23 protein-coding genes are annotated in these 21235 nt (G+C 67.7%); 12 read left to right on the top strand and 11 right to left on the bottom strand.

Going from position 1 to position 21235, the window contains the following annotated elements; all coding sequences use genetic code 11:
• From AC1D2E_RS02960 to AC1D2E_RS02935, 6 genes are all read left to right on the top strand, one after another.
• Positions 1 to 471 (top strand): aromatic-ring-hydroxylating dioxygenase subunit beta, encoded by a 471-nt coding sequence (locus AC1D2E_RS02960; protein WP_478196011.1) that lies wholly within the window; start codon positions 1 to 3, stop codon positions 469 to 471.
• A gap of 7 nt (positions 472 to 478) precedes the next feature.
• A complete protein-coding gene (locus tag AC1D2E_RS02955; protein WP_478175442.1) occupies positions 479 to 796 on the top strand; it encodes a non-heme iron oxygenase ferredoxin subunit in 318 nt (105 codons plus the stop codon).
• A gap of 124 nt (positions 797 to 920) precedes the next feature.
• Positions 921 to 2279, top strand: coding sequence for an MFS transporter (locus AC1D2E_RS02950; protein WP_478196010.1), 1359 nt, complete (start codon positions 921 to 923; stop codon positions 2277 to 2279).
• The gene (locus AC1D2E_RS02945; RefSeq protein ID WP_478196009.1) at positions 2276 to 3493 is read left to right on the top strand and encodes an NAD(P)/FAD-dependent oxidoreductase; all 1218 of its coding nucleotides are present in this window, start codon (positions 2276 to 2278) and stop codon (positions 3491 to 3493) included. Before AC1D2E_RS02950 ends, AC1D2E_RS02945 begins: the two co-directional genes overlap by 4 nt.
• Positions 3494 to 3542: 49 nt before the next feature.
• Positions 3543 to 4247 carry a fumarylacetoacetate hydrolase family protein gene (locus AC1D2E_RS02940; protein ID WP_478196008.1) on the top strand — a complete coding sequence of 235 codons (705 nt, stop codon included), beginning with the start codon at positions 3543 to 3545 and terminating at the stop codon, positions 4245 to 4247.
• Between the two features lie 2 nt (positions 4248 to 4249).
• Positions 4250 to 5386: a cupin domain-containing protein gene (locus AC1D2E_RS02935; protein WP_478196007.1), complete on the top strand. Its 1137-nt coding sequence runs from the start codon at positions 4250 to 4252 to the stop codon at positions 5384 to 5386.
• A 30-nt stretch (positions 5387 to 5416) separates the two neighbouring features.
• On the opposite strand, the gene AC1D2E_RS02930 is transcribed toward AC1D2E_RS02935, so the two are convergent.
• The 3 genes from AC1D2E_RS02930 to AC1D2E_RS02920 all read right to left on the bottom strand — a co-directional run bounded on the left by AC1D2E_RS02930 (position 5417) and on the right by AC1D2E_RS02920 (position 7005).
• Complete coding sequence (locus AC1D2E_RS02930; protein ID WP_478175447.1) at positions 5417 to 5650, bottom strand: DUF2789 domain-containing protein; 234 nt, start codon at positions 5648 to 5650, stop codon at positions 5417 to 5419.
• Between the two features lie 46 nt (positions 5651 to 5696).
• On the bottom strand, positions 5697 to 6503 hold the full coding sequence (locus AC1D2E_RS02925) for a methylglyoxal synthase (RefSeq protein ID WP_478175477.1): 807 nt from the start codon (positions 6501 to 6503) through the stop codon (positions 5697 to 5699).
• A 331-nt stretch (positions 6504 to 6834) separates the two neighbouring features.
• Positions 6835 to 7005 carry an amidohydrolase family protein gene (locus AC1D2E_RS02920; protein ID WP_478196054.1) on the bottom strand — a complete coding sequence of 57 codons (171 nt, stop codon included), beginning with the start codon at positions 7003 to 7005 and terminating at the stop codon, positions 6835 to 6837.
• 180 nt (positions 7006 to 7185) lie between these two features.
• Here AC1D2E_RS02920 and AC1D2E_RS02915 point away from each other — a divergent pair, with 180 nt between their 5' ends.
• Positions 7186 to 7422 carry a TauD/TfdA dioxygenase family protein gene (locus AC1D2E_RS02915; RefSeq protein WP_478196006.1) on the top strand — a complete coding sequence of 79 codons (237 nt, stop codon included), beginning with the start codon at positions 7186 to 7188 and terminating at the stop codon, positions 7420 to 7422.
• Positions 7423 to 7503: 81 nt separating this feature from the next.
• Entirely contained in the window at positions 7504 to 7833 is a 330-nt protein-coding gene (locus AC1D2E_RS02910; RefSeq protein ID WP_478196005.1) for a DUF1161 domain-containing protein, read from the top strand.
• A gap of 15 nt (positions 7834 to 7848) precedes the next feature.
• Here AC1D2E_RS02910 and AC1D2E_RS02905 read toward each other — a convergent pair whose 3' ends face one another.
• Entirely contained in the window at positions 7849 to 8421 is a 573-nt protein-coding gene (locus AC1D2E_RS02905) for a DUF4124 domain-containing protein (RefSeq protein WP_478196004.1), read from the bottom strand.
• A 74-nt stretch (positions 8422 to 8495) separates the two neighbouring features.
• Here AC1D2E_RS02905 and AC1D2E_RS02900 point away from each other — a divergent pair, with 74 nt between their 5' ends.
• Together AC1D2E_RS02900 and AC1D2E_RS02895 are read left to right on the top strand one after the other, a co-directional pair.
• Positions 8496 to 8840 (top strand): hypothetical protein, encoded by a 345-nt coding sequence (locus AC1D2E_RS02900; RefSeq protein WP_478196003.1) that lies wholly within the window; start codon positions 8496 to 8498, stop codon positions 8838 to 8840.
• 86 nt (positions 8841 to 8926) lie between these two features.
• A complete protein-coding gene (locus AC1D2E_RS02895) occupies positions 8927 to 9181 on the top strand; it encodes a hypothetical protein (protein WP_478196002.1) in 255 nt (84 codons plus the stop codon).
• 21 nt (positions 9182 to 9202) lie between these two features.
• On the opposite strand, the gene AC1D2E_RS02890 is transcribed toward AC1D2E_RS02895, so the two are convergent.
• Positions 9203 to 10123, bottom strand: coding sequence for a LysR family transcriptional regulator ArgP (locus AC1D2E_RS02890; RefSeq protein WP_478196001.1), 921 nt, complete (start codon positions 10121 to 10123; stop codon positions 9203 to 9205).
• A gap of 70 nt (positions 10124 to 10193) precedes the next feature.
• Here AC1D2E_RS02890 and AC1D2E_RS02885 point away from each other — a divergent pair, with 70 nt between their 5' ends.
• Complete coding sequence (locus AC1D2E_RS02885) at positions 10194 to 10805, top strand: LysE/ArgO family amino acid transporter (RefSeq protein WP_478196000.1); 612 nt, start codon at positions 10194 to 10196, stop codon at positions 10803 to 10805.
• Between the two features lie 24 nt (positions 10806 to 10829).
• On the opposite strand, the gene AC1D2E_RS02880 is transcribed toward AC1D2E_RS02885, so the two are convergent.
• From AC1D2E_RS02880 to AC1D2E_RS02855, 6 genes are all read right to left on the bottom strand, one after another.
• Complete coding sequence (locus AC1D2E_RS02880) at positions 10830 to 12197, bottom strand: NAD(P)/FAD-dependent oxidoreductase (protein WP_478195999.1); 1368 nt, start codon at positions 12195 to 12197, stop codon at positions 10830 to 10832.
• A gap of 25 nt (positions 12198 to 12222) precedes the next feature.
• Positions 12223 to 13470, bottom strand: coding sequence for a cation:proton antiporter (locus AC1D2E_RS02875; protein WP_478195998.1), 1248 nt, complete (start codon positions 13468 to 13470; stop codon positions 12223 to 12225).
• A 76-nt stretch (positions 13471 to 13546) separates the two neighbouring features.
• On the bottom strand, positions 13547 to 14509 hold the full coding sequence (locus AC1D2E_RS02870; RefSeq protein ID WP_478195997.1) for a helix-hairpin-helix domain-containing protein: 963 nt from the start codon (positions 14507 to 14509) through the stop codon (positions 13547 to 13549).
• Positions 14510 to 14693: 184 nt separating this feature from the next.
• Positions 14694 to 15650 carry a LysR family transcriptional regulator gene (locus AC1D2E_RS02865; RefSeq protein ID WP_478195996.1) on the bottom strand — a complete coding sequence of 319 codons (957 nt, stop codon included), beginning with the start codon at positions 15648 to 15650 and terminating at the stop codon, positions 14694 to 14696.
• A gap of 152 nt (positions 15651 to 15802) precedes the next feature.
• On the bottom strand, positions 15803 to 16066 hold the full coding sequence (locus AC1D2E_RS02860) for a hypothetical protein (RefSeq protein WP_478175458.1): 264 nt from the start codon (positions 16064 to 16066) through the stop codon (positions 15803 to 15805).
• Between the two features lie 8 nt (positions 16067 to 16074).
• The gene (locus AC1D2E_RS02855; protein ID WP_478195995.1) at positions 16075 to 16602 is read right to left on the bottom strand and encodes a hypothetical protein; all 528 of its coding nucleotides are present in this window, start codon (positions 16600 to 16602) and stop codon (positions 16075 to 16077) included.
• A gap of 205 nt (positions 16603 to 16807) precedes the next feature.
• Here AC1D2E_RS02855 and AC1D2E_RS02850 point away from each other — a divergent pair, with 205 nt between their 5' ends.
• A complete protein-coding gene (locus AC1D2E_RS02850; RefSeq protein WP_478195994.1) occupies positions 16808 to 21106 on the top strand; it encodes a GAF domain-containing protein in 4299 nt (1432 codons plus the stop codon).
• Positions 21107 to 21235: the final 129 nt, after the last annotated feature.

Raw genomic sequence — 21235 nt, 5'->3', positions numbered from 1 at the left:
ATGGACTTTCAGGACTACTTCGCGCTGACCCAGCTCTACGCCGACTACGCCAACGTGCTCAGCGCCGGGCAGTGGGAGCTCTGGCCGGAATTCTTCACGGACGAATGCAGCTACCGCCTGCAGCCGCGCGAGAACCACGAACGCGGCTTTCCGCTCGCCACGCTGTCGTTCGAGAGCAAGGGCATGCTGAAGGATCGCGTCTACGGCATTCGCGAGACGCTGTTCCACGACCCCTACTACCAGCGCCACGTCGTCGGGACGCCGCGCGTCCTGAAAGCCGGGTCGGATCGCTTCGAATGCGAAGCCAACTACGCGGTGTTCCGCACCAAGCTCTCCGAGCTTTCTTCCGTCTTCAGCGTCGGCCGCTACATCGACACCGTCGTGCGCACCGAGCAGGGCCTGAAGTTCGCTTCGCGGCAAGTCATCTACGACAGCGAAATGATCCCCAACTCCATCATCTATCCGATCTGAGGCCCCCATGAGCATTTCGCAATGGACCGATGCCGCACCTGTGGACCAGGTGCCCGAAGACGACGTGGTCGGCATGGTGGTCGATGGCCGCGACATCGCGCTGTACAGCGTGGAGGGCCGGATCTACGCCACCGACAACATCTGCACCCACGGGCACGCCCGCCTGTGCGAGGGCTTCCTCGAGGGGCACGAGATCGAATGCCCCTTGCACCAGGGCAAGTTCGACGTCCGCAACGGGCAGCCCGCCTGTGCGCCGGTGACCGAAGCGATTCGGTCCTACCCCGTCAGGATCGAAGCCGGCCGCGTGTTTCTCGCGCTGGACTGATCCGCTCCCACCCGCTCGGCGACCTCGGGAACACGAGGCGTCGCCGCGGCATGCCCCGGCACCCCACAGTGCTTGGATCCTTGCCCCCGCCAGGGTTCTCTCATCGACCTACCTGGAGACATCGATGCGCCACATAGACGTCCACGCGCTCGCCGACAAGGCGCGCTTCAATCGCTTCCACGGCCTGGTGCTGTTCTGGAGCGCGCTGATCATCATCTTCGACGGCTATGACCTCGCGGTCGTCGGCATTGCCCTGCCCGCGATCATGCAGAGCATGGATGTCGCCCCCGCGAACGCGGGCCTGATGGTGAGCTCGGCGCTGTTCGGCATGATGTTCGGCAACATCATCCTCGGCACCGTCGCCGACCGGATCGGGCGGCGCTGGGCGGTCGCGATCTGCGTCGCGCTGTTCAGCGTCTTCACGGCCGCCGCGGGTCTGGCCAGGGACCCCGTGATGTTCAGCATCTTTCGCTTCATCGCCGGCGTCGGCATCGGCGGCGTGATGCCCAACGTGGTCGCCCAGATGACCGAGTACTCGCCGCTGAAGATCCGCAGCATGATGGTGACGCTGATGTTCAGCGGCTACTCCGTCGGCGGCATGCTGGCGGCGCTGGTCGGCAAGGGGATGATCGAGCGCCTGGGCTGGCCGTCGGTCTTCATCGTCGCGGGCCTGCCTGTGCTGCTGATCCCGCTGATCTTTCGATCGTTCCCGGAGTCGATGCCTTTCCTGATCAGGAAGGGTCGATTCGACGAACTGCGGCGCATCGCCTCGCGCCTGGACCCGAGCTACAAACCGCAGTCCGACGACCAGTTCGCCTTGCCGCAGGAAGACCGGGCGGACAGCACGCCGATCGGGCACCTCTTCCATGAAGGGCGCGGCTTCAGCACGCTGATGTTCTGGCTGTCGTTCCTGATGTGCCTCTTCATGGTGTACGCACTCAGTTCGTGGCTCACCAAGCTGATGGCCAGCGCAGGCTTCAGCCTGGGATCGGCACTCACCTTCGTGCTGGTGCTGAACTTCGGCGCCATGATCGGCGCGATCGCAGGCGGGTGGCTGTCCGACCGGCTGCCCATCAAGTACGTGCTGGTCACCATGTACGTGCTTGCAGCCATTTCCATCACGCTGCTGGGCCAGACCCTGCCGACGCCCGTGCTGTTCCTGATGGTCGGACTCGCCGGCGCCTGCACCATCGGGACCCAGATCGTGAACCTGGCCTACGTCGGCCAGTTCTACCCCATGGCCGTGCGCAGCACGGGGATCGGCTGGGCGCTGGGTGTCGGAAGAATCGGCGCGCTGCTGGGGCCGATCCTGATCGGCACGCTGGTCGGCATGGCGCTTCCGCTGCAACAGAATTTCGTTGCGATCGCCCTCCCTGCCGTGCTCGCGGCGGTGGCGACTCTGCTCATCCACACGGGTCGTTCGGCAGCCACGCACAGCGTGGATGCCGGCGCGACGATCCGCAACGCGGTGGTGGCCAAATGACGACCGAGACCCTGGTGATCGTGGGCGCCGGCCAGGCCGGCGGCTGGGCCGCGCAGACCTTGCGAAGCGAAGGCTTCAAGGGATGTGTCGTCCTGATCGGCGACGAAGCCCATCGGCCCTACGAGCGCCCGCCCTTGTCGAAGGCGGTGCTCTCGGGAGAAGCGCCCGCGGAGTCCACCTACCTGGCGAAACAGGAAGCCTTCGACCTGCTCGACATCGACTGGCGGCCGAAGGTCGGCGCGACCCGGATCGACAGGTCCGCGAAACAGCTCCACCTGACACAGGGGGAGCCCGTCGACTACGACAAGTTGATCCTGTGCAACGGCGGACGGGCGCGCCGACTGAACGTCCCTGGCGCCGACCTGCCCGGCGTCTTCACCTTGCGCAGCATCGAGGATGCGACGGCGCTCGGCGCTGCGCTGTCCGCCGGCAAGCGGCTGCTGGTCGTGGGCGGCGGATGGATCGGCCTCGAAGTGGCTGCCACCGCCAGGAAGAAGGGGATGGACGTGACCGTCGTCGAGGCGATGGGGCGCTTGTGCGAGCGCAGCGTTCCGCCGGAAATCTCCGACTACCTGCTGCGGCTTCACCGCTCGCACGGCGTCCGCGTCGAGCTCGGCGCGCAGGTCGAGCGACTGGCCCGGGACACGCAAGGGAGCCTGGCGGTCACGCTCGGCGATGGCCGCGAACTGGCCTGCGATGCGGTCCTCGTCGGTGTCGGACTGGTCGCCAACGACGCGCTGGCGCGCGAGGCCGGATTGGCGTGCGAGGCGGGCGTGCGGGTCGATGCGCAATGCCGCACGTCGGACCCCGACATCCTGGCCGCCGGCGACGTGGCGACCTGGCATTGCGAATGGGCGGGCCGACGGATGCGGCTCGAGTCCTGGCAGAACGCCCAGGAGCAGGGCATCGCCGCCGCCCGCGCCGCGCTCGGCATCGCGGTGAATCATCAGCCGCTGCCATGGTTCTGGTCGGACCAGTACGACGTCAACCTGCAGATCTTCGGCATGCCGACGCCCGCGCACCAGGTGGTGGTGCGCGGGGATCGGGGTTCCGACAGCTTCGTGATGTTCTTCCTCGACGCCGACAAGGTGGTCGCGGCGCTGGGCCCCAACGCGGCGCGGGACCTGCGATTCGCGCGGCGCCTGATCGAACGCCGCACCCGCGTCGACCCGAACCGGCTCGCAGACCTCGAGGTGCCGCTCGCCAAGCTTTGAAAACGAGGCCCGACGCCCGACCGGATCCCCAACCCCTCTCCTGAAAATCATGACCTCTGCCTACCTCTGGACCCCTCCCCCCGTTCCCTCGCTGCCGGTGCGCGGCAAGACCGGACGCCTGCCCATCAACCGCCTGTTCTTCGTCGGACGCAACTACCACGCCCACGCCGTCGAGATGGGCCGTCCGGTCGACAAGACAGTCGAGGTGCCGTTCTATTTCACCAAGAGCCCGTCGACCCTGGTCGAATCCGGCGCCACCGTGCCGTATCCGCCGGAAACCGGGAACTACCACCACGAGATGGAGCTGGTGCTCGTCATCGGAGCCCCGGGCTTTCGCGTCGGCCGCGCCGACGCCGCCCGGCTGATCTACGGCTACGCCTGCGGCCTGGACATGACGCGGCGCGACCTGCAACTGGCAGCCCGGGACAAGGGCCGGCCCTGGGACCTCGGCAAGGACGTCGAGCAGTCGTCGGTGGTGTCGGAAGTCGTGCCCATGCCGGCCACCGTGCTGGACCACGGCGCGCTGGCGCTCGGCGTGAACGGGCGGGAACGACAGAGCTCCGATCTTTCCAAGCTGATCTGGAGCATCCCCGAGCTGATCGAGGACCTCTCGAACTTCTACCATCTTCAACCCGGCGACCTGATCTTCACCGGCACGCCCGAAGGCGTTGGCCCGCTGCAGCCGGGCGACCGCGTCGAAGGCCGCATCGCCGGCGTCGGCGAGATCACGCTCACGGTCGGCCCGTCCGAATGAACATGGCAGGCAACACCGAGACCTCGCCCGTGCGCCTCGAGGCCGTCGCCGGTCCGGGCCAACCCGAGCCCAGCCCTGCGCTCGAACAGCTCTACCGCGGCTTCGAACGCGAACTGCTCGTCCCGCTGTGGACGGAGATCGGCGACCTGATGCCCCGGCATCCGCGCAGCAAGGCGGCCGCCCATCTCTGGCGCTGGGACCGCCTGGTGGCGCTGGCGAGCGAAGCCGGGCGCATCGTCCCTGTCGGCCGCGGTGGCGAGCGACGTGCCATCGCCCTGGCCAACCCGGCGCTCGGCGGCAGGCCCTTCGCCACGCCGACCTTGTGGGCTGCGATCCAGTACCTGATGCCAGGGGAGGACGCACCGGAGCACCGCCACACGCAGCACGCGTTTCGCTTCGTGGTCGAAGGCGAAGGCGTGTGGACCGTGGTCAACGGCGACCCGGTGCGGATGTCGCGCGGCGACTTCCTGCCGCAAGCCGGCTGGAACTGGCATGCCCATCACAACGCGGCGAGCGCACCGATGGCCTGGATCGACGGACTGGACATCCCTTTCTCGTACTACACGGAGTCGCAGTTCTTCGAATTCGGGCGCGAACACGTCAGCGCAGCCGAGAAAGCCACGCCGGCGCGCTCGCGCTCGGAGCGCCTCTGGGGCCACCCCGGCCTGCGCCCGCTGTCGCAGCCGGAGGCGCCGGCCGCAACGCCGCTGCTGGCCTACCGCTGGATCGACACCGACCGGGCCCTGGCCGACCAGCTGGCGCTGGAGGACGAAGGCCAACCCGCCACGCTGAGCCCGGGTCATGCGGCGGTGCGCTTCACGAACCCGGGCAACGGACGCGACGTGCTGCCCACCATTCGCACCGAGATGCACCGCATCAGGCAGGGGGCCGGCACGCGGCCGCGGCGCGAAGTCGGGTCGTCGGTCTACCAGGTCTTCGAGGGCGGCGGCACGGTCGAGGTGGGCGAAGACAAGTGGACGGTCCGGCGCGGCGACATGTTCGTCGTGCCGTCGTGGTCTTCCTTCGCGGCGCACTGCGACCCCGCCGGGCCGACGACACTCGACCTGTTTCGCTTCAGCGACGCGCCGATCTTCGAGGCCCTGCATGCGCACAGGGTCGAGACGAACCCTCCGGCGTAGCTGCGGCGTCCGCGACCGGCCTCCGGGGCGTCATTGCCTCAGGAGCGCATCGAGTTGATCGACCAACTCTGCCCATTCGGCATCCTCGTTGATCTCTTCCCGCAGAAACGCTGCCTGGCCCGCGGTCCAAAATGGTGCATCAGCAAGCCGAACGGCCCCCGGAAGCGGGCCGTGCCGCTCGATGAACGCGTCGATTTCGCCTTTCGAGTTCGGCAAGCCGAGTTGTGCGAACAGGCTCTTCAAGCTGTGGTCGGTGAGGTCCATGCGGTCATTTTCGGTCGAACGAGCGCATGCGTCCATCGGCGGATCTTCAGCGCGCTGGCTGCAGCGACACGGCCGCGGCCCAGCGTTCAGCCATCGCCGGCGAATTGAAGCACGTGGTGTCCTTCGAAGCCGTGCAAACCGCTCGTTCGAGCAGTTGGATGTCGGCCTCATGCTGGCGTGCGACATGCGGATCCTCGAAGAAGATCACCTTGCTGCAGGCGCGGTTCAGCACCAGCTCCGCAATCTGTGCATCGCCTCCCATCGGTCCGCTCAGGTGGCGTTGGACCCAGGGTTGGCCTGCGGGCCATCCGCGAGACCACGCCATCTCGTTGAGCAGGCCGCCGGTCGTGCCGGTGCCTACGCGTGCGGCGAACCTGGACAGGATGTCGAAGTGCCGGGCGGCGAAATCCACCATGCGTTGCTTCAACGCGTCGTGTGCAATCAATGCGACGGTCTGGCCTGCCAGTGGCAGCCGGAGTTCCGCCTTGCCCTTGTTCGCATGGAGCAGTTCGACGGCGATCCACTCGACCGCACCGGCCGAGGTGGACACGAATGGCTTGCCATGAATGACGCACTGGCGCTTCAGCGCCTGGGCCTCTGGATAGAGGGACGACGGATCGACCGGATCGATCAGGTAGATCACGCCGTCGAGTTCATCTTCGGGCTTCAGCCCGCCCGCAATGCGAGAAGCCAGCCTCATCACGCCCCCCTCGACCCCCGAGGGCAATCGGAACATCGATCGATACCCCATCAACATCTGCGCATTCATCAATGCGTCGTACGCGCCCCCCACCACGAACAGTCGCATGTCGAGGGCGCGGATTCCTTCGTCACAGGTCTTGGCCCAGGTCATGAGCGCACCATCGCCCCCCTGGCGGTGCACCCGGTTGGCGATGAGTCCGAATCGCAGCGGATTCACCCGTGCTCCCGAGGGCAGTTGCTGTGGCGCTGGATCTCGGCGGACGGGCTCTGGGTCTTCATTTGGATGCTCGACTGGGATACCTGATCTTCGCTTGGGGCGAACACGCGATGGGACTCACTCTCGATGCATTGGCCCCATCTTGTCAAGCCGCTCCCGGCGGGCGGAGGCAGCGCATTGCCCGGGCCGAGGTATGCCGCCTCGACCAAGGCACCCGAGTCGAGGACGAGCCGATGAATCGAGGATCCAACATCCCGGAGCCAGTTCAGCATGATGTCCTCAGGTTGAGTTCATTCCGATAGATCCGGATTGCGTTGTCATGAAAGAGCATCTTCTTTTGCTCCCTGGTCGCGCCGGAGGCGAGCCTCTTGAGGGCGTTCCAAACGACGCCATAGCTGGCAGCGCTGCGATCGACCGGAAAATTGCTCTCGAACAGGCCCTCGGCCGAGCGTCGAACCGGCGTCCAGCGTCGTCGAGGTGAGGCGAACCTACAAGACGACCTCCGACAAGGTGGCCGAGGTGTCGGTCAATCTCTACCCGGCCGACAAGTTCCGCTTCAACATGAAGCTGCGACGCGCCTGAATATGCGCCGGGGCTTCATCTAAAAGTTCAAGGCGTGGACCTGTGGCCTCCTCCCCTCTGTGCAGTGGGTGGGACGGTCGATATTCTGAGATGCAAAGCACATCTGGAGACGACATGGCTCAAGCCGGAGTTCACTTGCCGGTTCGCATGGGATGTCAATGCCATCGCGCTCTGGGACAACCGTTGCACCCAGCACAACCCCGTGAACGACTACCACGGCTTTCGGCGCGTGATGCAGAGAATCACCCTCAAGGGTGATCGGCCGAGATAGCGACGCTGGGCGGGGCAGCGGGTCCGATTCGGGGTCCGGCAGAATGTCTGGCCGACCTGCCTCTCCGAAAGGGTTCGCACCATGAACAGACTGTGGCTGTTTCCCATCGCGTGGGCCTGCGCCACCGCAGCCAGCGGCGCCGAAGACTGCGAAGCCCTGCGCGCCCGTATCGAGGCGAAGATCGCCGCCGCCGGCGTGCTGCGCTTCGCGGTCGTCGCGATCGATGCCGCGGCACCGGTGGAAGGCCAGGTGGTCGGCAGTTGCGAGCTCGGCAGCAAGAAGATCGTGTACCAGCGCGAGCGCGGCCCGGAGTCCGGGGCCTTGCCATCTCGCCCGCGCCCGCGCAGCGCGCCGATCCTGACCGAGTGCAAGGACGGCAGCTCGTCCGTCGGCGGCGATTGCCCCAGGTAGCGGGGCACCGACGGCTCAGCGGCAGATCGTGGTCGTCCCCACGGGCCGGCAAGTCCTGCCGTCCAGGCTCTGGTAGCGCTCGAGCTGGCCGGAGCGGTTGTATCGGTTGCCCTGCCGGTCCTCGCAGCCGCCCGCGTCGCAGTGGCGGATTCGCGGCCGCATGTCGCGCGGCGGCGGACGTCGATAGGCGCCGCCGGGATAGCCATAGCCATCGTCGACCGGCATCGGATCGACGCCACTGTCGCTCGAGCGCGAATCGACGGCCGGATCGCCGCCGCGGCTGCCGCGCGCGTCGATGACGATGGGCCCCGAGGGTGCCGGCGGCGGACGCGCCGCGGCTTCCGCCCGCTCTCGCTGCGATGGCGATGGGCTCGCCGGTTCAGCGCCGCCCGGCGCCGGCGGGGCGGGTTCCGGCACGGCCACGCGCCCCACGGCCCGGGCGCCCGACGGGCATGCGCCATCGGTATAGCTCACGTTGCCGGCCGCGTCCGCGCAGCGGATCACCTCGGCGTAGGAGACGGCGCCGAGCAAGACAAGCCCGAGGATGACAAACCGGCAACGCATGACACCCCATTGTGCGGTCCTCATTGAAACAATGTGCGAAGGAGGGCCGGCGGCGGGCGCGCCATGATGGCCCTGCTGCGATCATGAACCTTCCACCCTTGGACGAGATTCCGATGCCATCCCCCGGTTTGCGCAAGGTCCGGCAAGGCGCCGCCATCGTCGGGATCCTGTTCACCGTGACTGCCATCTTCCTGTTCGTCGGCGGCGATCGTTCGGCTGCGGGCGGCGGCACCGACCGCGGCCGGGAGCTTGCCGCGCTCGCCATGGCAACCGTGGCCGTCGCCGCGTTCCTCGTTGCCTGCCTTTGCAGCGCCGTGGTCATCGTGCAGCAGTGGCGGCTGCACAGGCAGCGCGAGATCGAGCGCCTGTCCGCGGCCGAGCGGCGTGCCGACATCGCGATCCGCAGGGCGCGAATCCGCGCCGGACTCAGGGACTTCCGCTGAGCAGACGCCTCCTCCTTCTCCCCGGGGCGACCAGGCGCACGCTAACATCGCCGACCGAGCGAACCATCCAGAGAGAGCACAAGCCCATGGCGAACGAGTCCAACCGACAGGCCGAATTGAAGAAGATGGTGCTCTGCGCGTCATGTGCCGGAATCCAGCGCAACTGGCGCCGTGCGCCCGGGCACGCCGAGCTCGTGCAACAGTCCAGCCGCAAGGAAGAGCGCGGCGACGGCCATGTCGTCAACGTCACCAGCTACCGCTGCGACGCCTGCGGCACGCGCTGGGAATACGAGAACGACAAGACCAACCAGCAGGCGGGCTGGTCGGTCGTCGGGCAATAGCGCAGCAGACGCGGGGATGCATCAGGCCGGCACCAGCATGGCGGCGGCCGCGGCATGCACCGCGCCCGTCAGCCCGCGCAGCACCTCCGATTCGATGCGCCAGTGCTGCCAGTACAAGGCGACGTCGAGGCCCTCCCCCGGCACCAGTTCGACCAGGTCGCCGCTCGCGAGCAGGCCGCCCACCAGCACCTGCGGATTCATCCCCCAGCCCAGGCCCTGCAACGCGGCGTGCACGAAGCCGTGGGTGCTCGGCACCTGGTGCATCGGTGGCGCCGGCTTCTTGCGCGTCAGTCGGCGCATGAAGCGCGCCTGCAGCGAATCCCTGGCGTTGAACACACTGCACGGCGCCGCGGCCAGCGAGACGGCGTCGACGCCGTGCGCGAAGTGCCGCGCCATGAACGCCGGGCTGGCGACAGCCACGTAGCGCATCGCCCCCAGGGGCTCGGCCACGCAGCCCTGCACCGGCTGGGGCTCGGAGGTGACCGCCGCCATCACGCGGCCTTCGCGAAGCAGGAGCTTGGAGTGATCCTGGTCTTCCACATGCAGCTCGAAGGCCACCGGGTGCGCGGCCTGCACGGCGGCCAGCGCCGGCACGAACCAGGTGGCCAGCGAATCGGCATTGACCGCCAGGGCCAGCGGCAGTGCAGGAGGCCCTGATTCATCAGGCCGTTGCGGGTCCGGCAAGCCGAGGCCGAAGGGCTGCAGCACGTCGGCCTCCAGCAATTGCAGTTGCTGCGCGTGCCGCTGCAGGGCCTGCCCGGCCGGCGTGGCGACGCAGGGCGAACTGCGCTGCAGCAGCACGCGCCCCATCCGCTCCTCGAGGCCCTTGATGCGCTGGCTGACGGCCGATGGCGTGATGTGCAGCACGCGCGCCGCGCCATCGAAACTGCCCTCGCGCAACACGGCAGCGAAGGCGGCCAGTTGCCGTGAGTCGATCTGCATGTGAAAAATTCTAATGCGAATGCAGAAAGACGAGTTTGATTGAACCAGCACGGCGCGCTACCGTCGAGCCATGTACCTGATCTTTGCCAAGGGATTCCTCACGTCGGCCGCACTGATCGTCGCCATCGGCGCGCAGAACGCGTTCGTGTTGCGCCAGGGCCTGAAGCGCGAGCATGTGCGCGAGGTGGTGCTGGTCTGCGCCCTGTCCGATGTGCTGCTGATCGCCCTGGGTGTCGCCGGCCTGGGGCTGCTGGTGCAGTCCAGCGCCCCGCTGCTGGCACTGGCGCGCTGGGGCGGCGCCTGCTTCCTGCTGACCTACGGGGCCCTCGCGGCCCGCCGCGCCTGGATGGGCGGGCAAATGTCGCTGCCATCGGCGGCGCCGATGAGCCTGCGTTCGGCGCTGGCCGCCTGCCTGGCCTTCACCTACCTCAACCCGCATTGCTGGCTCGACACCGTGGTGCTGCTGGGCGCGGTCTCGGCGCAGCAGCCCGAGGGCGGCCGCTGGGTCTTCGGCGCCGGCGCCGCCGGCGCCAGCATCGCCTGGTTCCTTGCGCTCGGCCATGGGGCCCGGCTGCTGGGCCCGCTGTTCACCCGCCCGCAGGCCTGGCGCCTGCTCGATGCGCTGGTGGCGCTGCTGATGTGGACGATCGCGGCCTCGCTCCTGAGCACGTCGGCGTCCTGACGGGTGCGCCGTGCCGGCGCACGGTCAGTCGGCCTTCAGGATGGTCTCGCCCTTGAGCGGACCCCAGTCGCGGATGTTGTCGCGCCGCCGTTTCCAGCCGGCATAGCTGCGGCGCCAGTTCACCGCCGAGATGAAGTAATACAGCACCTTGAACATCCACAGCGAGCGGCGGTAGGCCGCCCCGTGGTGGATGTCGGCCGCCAGGAGCGACATCAGGCCCTGCTTGGCCTTGAAGACGTTGTTGGGGTGCATGAACATGTCGCGGATCGTCGGGTTGGTGACCCGGTAGATGAACCACGAGTAGTCGCGCGGTCCGACCCGCATGCGCTTTTCGAGCGCCCGGCGTGCCGGCGCCAGTTCGGCCGGCCGGTCCAGCGCCGTCGCCACCAGCTCGGCGCCATCGAAGGCGCTCTGCATCGCCAGGAACACGCCCGAGGAGAACATCGGGTCGATGAAGGTGAAGGCGTCGCCCACCATCAGGTAGCGCTCGCCGGCGGCATGCGTGCTCGAATACGAGAAGTTGCCGGTCGCGTGCACCCGGTCGTCGACCAGCGTCGCATCCTTCAGCCGGTCGTGCAGTTCCGGACACAGCGCGATGGTGTCGTAGAAATAGTCCTTCAGCGGCTTGTCGCGCGCCTTCAGGTAGTAGGCCCAGCAGACCGCGCCGACGCTGGTGGTGCCGTCGGCGAGCGGAATGAACCAGAACCAGCCGTGCTCGAACCAGCAGATGCTGATGTTGCCCTCGCGCCGGCCCTCCAGCCGCCGCGCGTCGCGAAAATGGCCGAACAGCGCCGTGCTGTTGTGGTCGGGGTTCTTGTTCTTGCATTTGAACTTGCTGGCCAGCACGGTATCGCGACCGCTGGCGTCGACCACGAAGCGTGCCCGCCAACTGCGCGGGTCGCCGTCGTCGAGCACGGCCTGCACCGTCGCGCCGGCGTCGTCGAAATCCACTTGCCGCACCTTGGCGCCTTCGAGCGTCAGGGCGCCTTCCTTGCCCGCGTGGCGGAACAGCAGTTCATCCAGTTCCGAGCGGCRCACCTGCCAGGCCGATCCCTTGGACGGATCCCAGCCCTCGGAGAAATCGACGTAGCTGCGGTAGTCGAGGTCCGGCGGCACGAACTCGATGCCGAACTTGGGCATGCCGATCTTGTCGACCTGGTCGCGCACGCCGAGCTTGTCGAAGAGTTCGACGTTGCCCGGCAGCAGCGATTCACCGATGTGAAAGCGCGGGTGATGTTCTTTTTCGAGCAGCACGACGCGCCGCCCCTGGCGCGCGAGCAGCGTGGCGATGGTCGAGCCGGCCGGTCCGCCGCCGATCACCAGCACATCGCATTCCTGCCTTGTTTCCATGACCTCGAAGCTCCTTTTGAATTCACTTGATGCGGCCCGCATTGTGCCGGGGCCGCGAACCGCCCCGTCAATGGCTGGCCGCACCGTCGACGGACTCGCCGCTGCGGCGGCCGATCAGGGCCAGCAGCGGGCCGGTCGCCGCGGTCGTGACGAGGGCCATGACGAGCAGCATGGTGAACAGCTCGGGACCGATCAGGCCGGCATCGAGGCCGACCTTGATGACGATCAGTTCCATCAGGCCCCGGGAATTCATGAGCGCTCCGGTGGCCAGGCTCTCGCGCCAGCCATAGCCGCAGACCCTGGCACCGGCCGCGCCGCCGATGATCTTGCCGGCCGTCGCCACCAGCAGGATCAGGCCCAGGGCGCCGAGGCCGGCGCTGGCGAATGCACCCGACGTGGTCCCCAGGCCGGCCAGCGCAAAGAAGATCGGCATCAGGACCACGACCGACAGCGGCTCGATCCGTTCGACCAGGGCGCGAAGCAGGCGATCGTCCCGAGGCAGGCTGATGCCGAAGAGGAAGGCGCCGAACACGGCGTGCAGGTGCAGCCACTCGGTGATCATCGCGCAGGCGAACAGGCCGATCAGCAGCGCGGCCAGCACCATCGGCGAAGGCACGCCGTCGGGCGCATGCACGCGCAGCAGCCGGGCCAGCAGAGGCCGAACGACCAGCAGGACCGCGGCCACCAGCAGCGCCAGCCCGAGGGCGATCTTGAGAAAGCCGCCGAAGCCCGCACCCGAACTCGCCAGCGCGACGACCATCGCCAGCAGCACCCACGCCAGCGCGTCCACCACGCCGGCCGCGCCCAGGGACAGCTGGCCGACCGGCGTCCGCGTCATGTTGCGGTCCTTGAGGATGCGCGCGAGCACGGGAAATGCCGTGATCGACAGCGCCACGCCGAGGAACAGCGCGAAGGGCCAGAACGCCACGCCTTCCGGTGCCAGCGAAGGATGAAGGACGGGTGCGATGGCCAGGCCCAGGATCATCGGCAGCACCATGCTGGAGACGCCGACCCAGCCGGCCGCCTTGAGCTGCGCCCCCATGCCGCTGGGTGCCCGCAGTTCGGCGCCGACGATGAACATGAACAGCACCACGCCGACCATCGCCAGGGACGACAGGCTGGCCAGCGAGGCCGGCGGGAACAGCTGCGCATGCCACTGCGGGAACAGGGCCCCGAAGACGACCGGGCCGAGCAGGATGCCGGCCGCCATCTCGCCGATGACCATGGGCTGCCCGAAAGCCCGCAGCACCAGGCCGCAGGCGCGGGCAAGCGCCAGGATCACCGTGAGTTGCAGAAGCAGGAGAGTGAGGGACATGGCGCGAGAGTATGACTTCTCGTGCCGGCCATCGCAGGATGGCCGCGGACGAACCTGTCAGCCGGACGCGGCCTGGTCATCCACCCATGGCCAGCTTCCGTCGAGCGTCGAGCCGGCGCCCTTCACCGGCCTGGGCCGGCCTGCGCCAGAGCGAGACCACCTGGTCGAGTCCGGGAAACCCCGGCTCGGGCAGCGCGACGGCGGCGCGCGGGGCGAACACGAACTGCCGGGACGGCCCCTTGACCGACTGCCCGGGCCGCGGCGCCCGCACCACCTTCAGGCCGTCGACGTGGGCCTCGGTCCAGAACACTTCCTTCCAGGGCGTTCCGGGTGGGAAGCCTTCGGCCCAGTCGGTGTTTCCCTTGATCCAGACGCCGCAGACCGTGCCGAGGCGTCCGCGCCAGGCCGGCGGGCAGACGAAGACGCCGGCATCGCCCGGCTGCAGCCTCAGCAGCTGCGAAGGGTAGGCATACAAGCCCATCCAGTCCATGTTCTCGCTGGCGCTGGTGTCGCGCGCCGGGCGTGCCTGCTCGCCCAGCCGCTTTGGCACCTCCACGAGCGGCGGCCTGCCGTTGACGGCGGGCTCCGCCCGCCTTCCGGTCGCGGTGCTGGCGGTCGCAGTGCTCCCGGCGCAGCGGCCCGGGCTCGGAAGCGCCGTGGCGTTCGGCAGAAAATCGAGCCCCACGCGCGCCAGCGCCTCGCGCAGGCGACCCACYGTCTTCGCCCCGATCGCCTCCTCGTTCAACAATTCCTGTTCGCTGATCGCCGACAGGTCGTCGATGCAGAAGATGCTCAGATTCCTCAAGGCATCCCGGGCCGCCGACCGCATGGAGATCTCGTCGATCGGTGTTTCGGGGCTCAGTTGAGCCGGCATGCTGAAACGCTGGGAACCTCTGGGACGCCAGTTGAAGGCATGAAACTCGAACGGGGAGCCGGGCGGAATCAGGCAGTCGCGCAGCGCGTCCGCGTACTGGCGCCTGGATTCCTGGATCGCGGTCCGAAGGGCTCCGAAGCAGGCGAGCAATTCCGTGTCTGGCATTTGGGCAAGGTCATCAACGGTTCGGATCGTACGAGACATAAGCAAGATGGCAATTCATCCAGGCGCCGTTCCGACGGCGGCTGTCGATTGCCGAATCAACAGTGATGCCCAAGTATTGGGAGTCCTCACTAGCTTGTCCATGCTACGAATGGATGAACACTATCCACTTCGTGCATTGAAGTATCTAGGCGTAAGCCCAATCCGGGCCCTGCGCCTTGAGATCGAGGCTCCGCATCACCTGGTCGCGAAACCAGATGTGGGCGGCGTGGCGATGGGTGCGGTCGTGCCACGAGATGTAGACCTCGAAATCCGGCAGTTCCATCGGCAATGGAAGTTCGGCCAGTCCGAAGCGGTCGCGGAAGCGGTCCGCCAGCGACTGCGGCAGCAGCGCCACCATATTGGTTCCTTCGAGCAGGTGCGGTGCCGTGAGGTAGTTCGGCGTGACAAAGCGCCGATTGCGCTGCAGGCCCTGGACAGCCAGCGCCTGGTCGACCGCCTCGCCGAAGCAGTTGACCGTGTTCGGCATGATCACGACGTGCTCGAGGGCGGCGAATTCGGGCGGCGACAGCGTCCTGCCGACGGCCCAGTGGCCGGCGCGCGCCACACAGATGATCCGGTCGCGAAACAACAGGCGGTGGCGCAGTTCGCGCAGGCTCGTCGGCAGCATGCCGACCGCGAAGTCGATTTCGCCGGACTCCAGCACCTTGTTGAACTGCGACGGGTGGACCGGGTGGCGCACCGACATCGAGATGCCCGGATAGCGGGTGCCCAGGTGCTGCACCAGGCGGTCCATGAACAGGCATTCCAGGTAGTCGGTCGCGACCATCCGGAACAGGTAGTGGGTGCGCTCGGCGTCGAAGGCCACCGCATGGCCCAGCAGTTCGCTCATCTCGCCGAGGATGCGCTCGGCGAACTCTCGCAGCTGGACCGCCTTGGCGGTGGGGATGAGCCCGGTGCCCCCCTTCACGAGGATCGGATCGGCGGTGACCGCGCGCAGCTGGCCCATCGCCCGGCTCATGGCGGGCTGGCTGATCGACAGCGCATCCGCGGCGCGCGAGACATGCGAATGGTCGACCAGCGCGACCAGGCACTTCAGGAGATAGAAATTGAGGACGCCGCTGTCATTTCTTCTCTGCTGCATCTCAGTGATCCACCACGCCATTGCGTGACGCACGACGCATGAATCCGGCGCAATCAAGGGCCAGGAACACCGCGGAACCGGCTTTGCCGGGCCGCTGGTGTTGCCCCCTTGAGGGGGAGGCGCCGCAAGGCGCTTCGGGGGTGAGTTTCATCTCAGCCCAGCTTGCGGATCAGCTCCGCACGAACGACGGCGCGCGACTCGGGCCCGTCGGCGGCGTCGTGCAGCCCGCGCATCATGTCGTCGTAGCCGAGCGCGAACAGGGCGTCGACAGCGCTGCGCTGATCGGCCGAGAAGGTGCCCAGACGGGTCCAGGCGTCCAGCAGCTGCATCGCCTCGCTGCGGCACGCGAGGCCCAGCTCATAGGACTCGAGCACCAGCTTCACCTGCACGGCGGTGAAGGATTGCCGAACTGTCAAAGCCTGCCTCAAAAGTTGGCCTGGATGGTGGCGCCGCCCCGGATCTGGCACTCGCCGGTGCCACCCCCCGACATGCCCTGCTGCGGCCGCAGCATGTGCAGCCGGCAGCGCATCAGGCCACCCTGCGGGCTCTTCAGGTTCGCGATCACCTTGCCGCTGTACACGGTGGCGAACTGCACCGGATCGAAGCCCGGCATCATGCCCATGCCGCCCATGCCCGCGACGCTGCCGTAGCCCCAATAGGACCAGTCGGACCAGCCCGCCGGCCAGCCGCCGCCCCACATCGGCGCCATGGCCTCGCTCTGCGTCTGCTGCGTGATCTGCAGGAAAGGCCCCTGGTAGGTGGCCGTGGGCAGCGTCRCCGTCATGGTGCCGGTGATGCCGCCGTCGGTGCTCTTCCAGGAGAACAGCACCGGCTTGTCGGGCTGTCCCTTCTGCACGATGTCGCCGCTGCCCGTGCCGGTGGTCGTGCACCCGGCGAGCAGCAACGCTGCTGCGGCCAGCGCGACGGGGCTCCAATTCCTGGGCTTGCGCATTTGTCTTTTCCTCTTGAGCGAATTGAATCTTGCAGGGATTGTTCCGCAGCGCCTCTCAAAAGTCACCCGCCGGATAAACCCTTTGTGTTCGAAAAAGGTCAAGGGGCGAGCACCCGCATGCAGGGATTCCACCTTCGCCGCTAGACTCCACGCCGTGGTGCGCCGATCGCGCATCAACCTGTTGATCGCTGAAGGCATATGCCCTATGGCTGAGTCCCGGTCTCGCCCCCTGTCGAAGCACGCGCCGCGCGCGGGCCGTGTGGTGCGCGACCCGTTCGAGCGGCTGGTCGACGCCGGGCTGCGATTGAACACGCCGGGCAGCGCGAGCGAGCTTTTCGACCTGCTGGTCGATGAAGCCGCCCGGCTCGTCGGCGCCCAGCGCGTGCTGCTGGTGCTCGACACCGAGGCCGGCCTGCGCAGCGCCGGCGCGATGCTGCCGGCCGCCGAGGACGCCGGCGACCTGCTCTGCGCCATCACACCCTGGCTCGGCGAAACCCGCCGCACCCGCAAGCCGAGCCTGCGGCACGGGCCCGAGGGCGCCACGGCGGCCGAACAGCGATCCTGCCTGATCGCGCCGCTGGTCGCCCGGCGGGAACTGCTCGGCTACCTCTATGCCGACATCGAAGGCACGCTGGGCCGTTTCGACCCGATGCAGCGCGACCTGCTGGCCACGCTGGCTCGGCAGGCCGGCGGGGCCCTGGCCCACGCCCGTGCCCGCGAGGGCCTCCAGCGCGAGCTGGCCGAGTGCAAGAGCGCGCTGGTGCAGCGCAGCGACGAACTGACACTGATCAACGGCATCCAGCAAGGCATCGCGGCCAAGCTGGATTTCCAGGCCATCATCCAGCTGGTGGGCGACAGGCTGCGCGAGCTGTTCGATACCGGCGACCTGAACATCGTCTGGTGGGACGACAAGACCAACCTGGTCCAGGTGCTGTACCGCTACGAACACAACGTGCCCCTGCCGCAGCCGCCGGCACGGCCCCTGAAGCCGGACGAGCCATTGGCGCGAATGCTGCACACGCGCCAGGCCGGCGTGACCAACACGCGCGAGGAACAGATCCGGGTCGGCCTGCGTCCCGCCCCCGGAACCGACTGGGCCCATTCGATCGCTGCCGTTCCGATCATCGGCAGCGACCGCGCCCTCGGCATCATCGCGCTGCAGAACCACGAACGCGAATACGCCTTCGGGCCGCACGAGATCCGGTTGCTCGAAACGGTGGCAGCGAGCCTGGGCCTCGTGCTGGAGAACGCGCGCCTGTTCGACGAGACGCAACGCCACGGCCGCGAGATGCAGGAGGCGCTGGCCCACCAGCGCGCGGCCGCCGAGGTGCTGCAGGTCATCGGCAGCTCCCTGGCCGACCCCGGCCCGGTGTTCGACAAGATCCTCGAATGCTGCGAGCACCTGTTCGACGGCAGTTCCTTCGCCCTGCTGATGGTCGACGCCGAGGGGCGCCTTGCGCTGACGCGCTGGTTGATGACCGCGGCCGGCCGTGCTGCGGTCAGCGAGAAGCGCCTGGCCGAGCTCGCGGCGGCGATGCAGTCGAACTACCCGATGGCGCTGGCCGGCACCTCGGCCGAACTCTCCTTCCAGAGCGGCGATCTCGTGGAGTTCGCCGATGTCCTGAACGATGCCTCGGCGCCGCCGGTGTTGCGCCTCAACGCCGAGCACATCGGCTCGAGCTATGCGAACCTGGCGGCGCCGCTGATCTGGGAAGGCCGCGGCATCGGCATCCTGAGCATGCAGCGCATGGAGGTCGGTCCGTTCCGGCCCAGCGAACGTGCGCTGCTCAAGACCTTCGCCGAGCAGGCCGTCATCGCGATCCAGAACGCGCGGCTGTTCAACGAGACGCAGGTGGCGCTGCACAAGGTCGAGGAGCGCACCGCGGAGTTGACCGAGTCCCTGGAGTCCCAGACCGCCGTCAGCGACGTGCTGCGCGTCATCAGCGAGTCGCCCACCGATGTGATGCCGGTGTTCGAGGCCATCCTGGACTGCACCATGTGGTTGTTCGAAGGCCCGACGGCCGCGATCTTCACCTTCGATGGCCGCCAGGTCCAGCTGGCCGCGACCCGCAACTGGTCCGCAGAGGCGCTGGAGGCGGCGCGCGCGCTGTGGCCGGCGCCGCCCGACCTGCGCCAGATGAACGGCCGCGCCATCCTCGAGCGACGGGCACTCTGCACCGAGGACGCGGGGTCGGACCCGGACTACGACCACAGGCTGGCGAGCACCGGCAACCGGCGCCGCATGATCGCCGCGCCGATGCTCAAGGACGGCGTGCCGATCGGCGCCATCACCACCGCCTGGCCGGAACCCGGCAAGACGCCGCAACGGCAGATCGATCTGCTCAGGCTGTTCGCCGACCAGGCCGTGATCGCGACCGAGAACGTGCGGCTGATCCATGAGACCCGGGAGGCACTCGAGCGCCAGACCGCCACGGCGGACGTGCTGCAGGTCATCAGCGAATCGATGGAGAACGCCCAGCCCGTGTTCGACAAGATCCTGGAGAGCTGCCAGCGCCTGTTCGCCGGCACGCAGCTGGGCATTTCACTGGTCGGCGACGACGGGATGATGCACCTCGGCGCGCATCGCGGCTCGGCCCGCGAAACGCTCGAACGCTTCTATCCGCGCCCCATCGACCACTCGCCCATCGGTATCGCCATGGCCGGACCCGACGTGCTCCACATTCCGGACGCGCTCGCCGAGCCGAACCTGCCGGCGTTCATGCGCGAGGTCGCCGCTCACATGGGCAACTACGCGATCATGATCGCCCCGCTGATGTGGGAGGGCCGCTACATCGGCTCGATCCACGTCGCGCGCCAACCGCCGAAGGCGTTCGCCGAAAAGGAAATCAAGCTGCTCGAGACCTTCGCCGACCAGGCCGTGATCGCGATCCAGAACGCGCGCCTGTTCAACGAGACCAAGGAAGCGCGGGCCGCCGCCGAGGCCACCAACGAGGCCAAGAGCGCCTTCCTGGCCACCATGAGCCACGAGATCCGCACGCCGATGAACGCGGTGATCGGCATGAGCGGCCTGCTGCTCGACACCCGGCTCGACACCGAGCAGCAGGACTACGTCGAGACCATCCGCGATTCGGGCGATGCGCTGCTGACCATCATCAACGACATCCTGGACTACTCGAAGATCGAGGCCGGGCGCATGGACATCGAGGCGCACCCCTTCGACCTGCGCGACTGCGTGGAGTCGGCACTCGACCTGATCAGCACGCGCGCCACCGAGAAGAAGCTCGACATCGCCTATGTGTTCGAGTGCGACGTGCCGATCGGCGTGATGGGCGACCTCACGCGGCTGCGGCAGATCCTGCTGAACCTGCTGAGCAATGCGGTGAAGTTCACGGAGGCCGGCGAGGTGGTGCTGACGGTCAGCGCCAAGGCCCAGGCGAGCGGCCGGATCGACCTGACCTTTGCCGTGCGCGACACCGGCATCGGCCTGTCGCCGCTGGGCAAGAGCCGGCTGTTCCAGTCCTTCTCGCAGGCCGACTCGAGCACCACGCGCAAGTACGGCGGCACCGGCCTGGGCCTGGCCATCAGCAAGCGGCTGGCCGAGCTGATGGGCGGCACCATGTGGGTCGAGAGCGACGGCCCGGGCAGGGGCTCGACCTTCTTCTTCACGATCGAAGTGTCGATCGCCCACACGCCGCCGAGCAAGCGCCGCGTCGTCACCGGCGTGCAGGTCCAACTGCAGGACAAGCGCCTGCTGATCGTCGACGACAACGCCACCAACCGGCGCGTGCTCTCGCTCCAGACCGGGCGATGGGGCATGGATTCGCGCGACACCGAGTCGCCGGCCGAAGCCTTGCGCTGGCTCGAGCAGGGCGAGCGCTTCGACCTCGCGATCCTCGACATGCACATGCCCGAGATGGACGGCATCGACCTGGCACGGCGCATCCGCGCCAACCACGCCACGCTGCCGCTGGTGCTCTTCAGTTCACTGGGCCGGCGCGAAGCGGGCGACGCCGAATCGCTGTTCAACGCCTATCTGTCGAAGCCGATCCACCAGTCGCAGCTGTTCGACACGCTGGTCAGCCTGCTCGCACACGAGGCGGCCGCCCGACCCGTGGAGGGCGGCATTGCCAAGCCGCGGCTCGACCCGACGATGGCAACGCGCCACCCGTTGCGGATCCTGCTGGCCGAGGACAACGCAGTGAACCAGAAGCTCGCGCTGCGCCTGCTGCAGCAGATGGGCTACCGGGCCGACCTGGCCTCCAACGGCATCGAGGCGGTGGAGTCGGTGCAGCGCCAGACCTACGACGTGGTGCTGATGGATGTGCAGATGCCCGAGCTCGACGGGCTCGACGCCACGCGGCAGATCTGCATGCTGCTCGAGGCCCACCAACGGCCGCGCATCGTGGCGATGACCGCCAACGCCATGCAGGGCGACCAGGAGATGTGCATGGAAGCCGGCATGGACGACTACCTGACCAAGCCGATCCGGGTCGACCGGCTGGTCGAGGCACTGGGCAACGTGCCGGCGCGCAAGGACCGCTGAGCCTGTCCATTGGCTTGTGGAGGGCCAGTTGTCGACGAGGCCGCAAATTGGGCGTAAGCTAGAAAAAGGTACTAGCTTTTGCCTCACAGACACTCTTGTTTTCTTTTAAAAACAAGAACTTGCGGGCGA

It is taken from the genome of Variovorax sp. P1_H2 (assembly GCF_056405295.1).
Note: the sequence above shows the minus strand (reverse complement) of the source record. Positions and strands in the feature narration are given on the sequence as shown.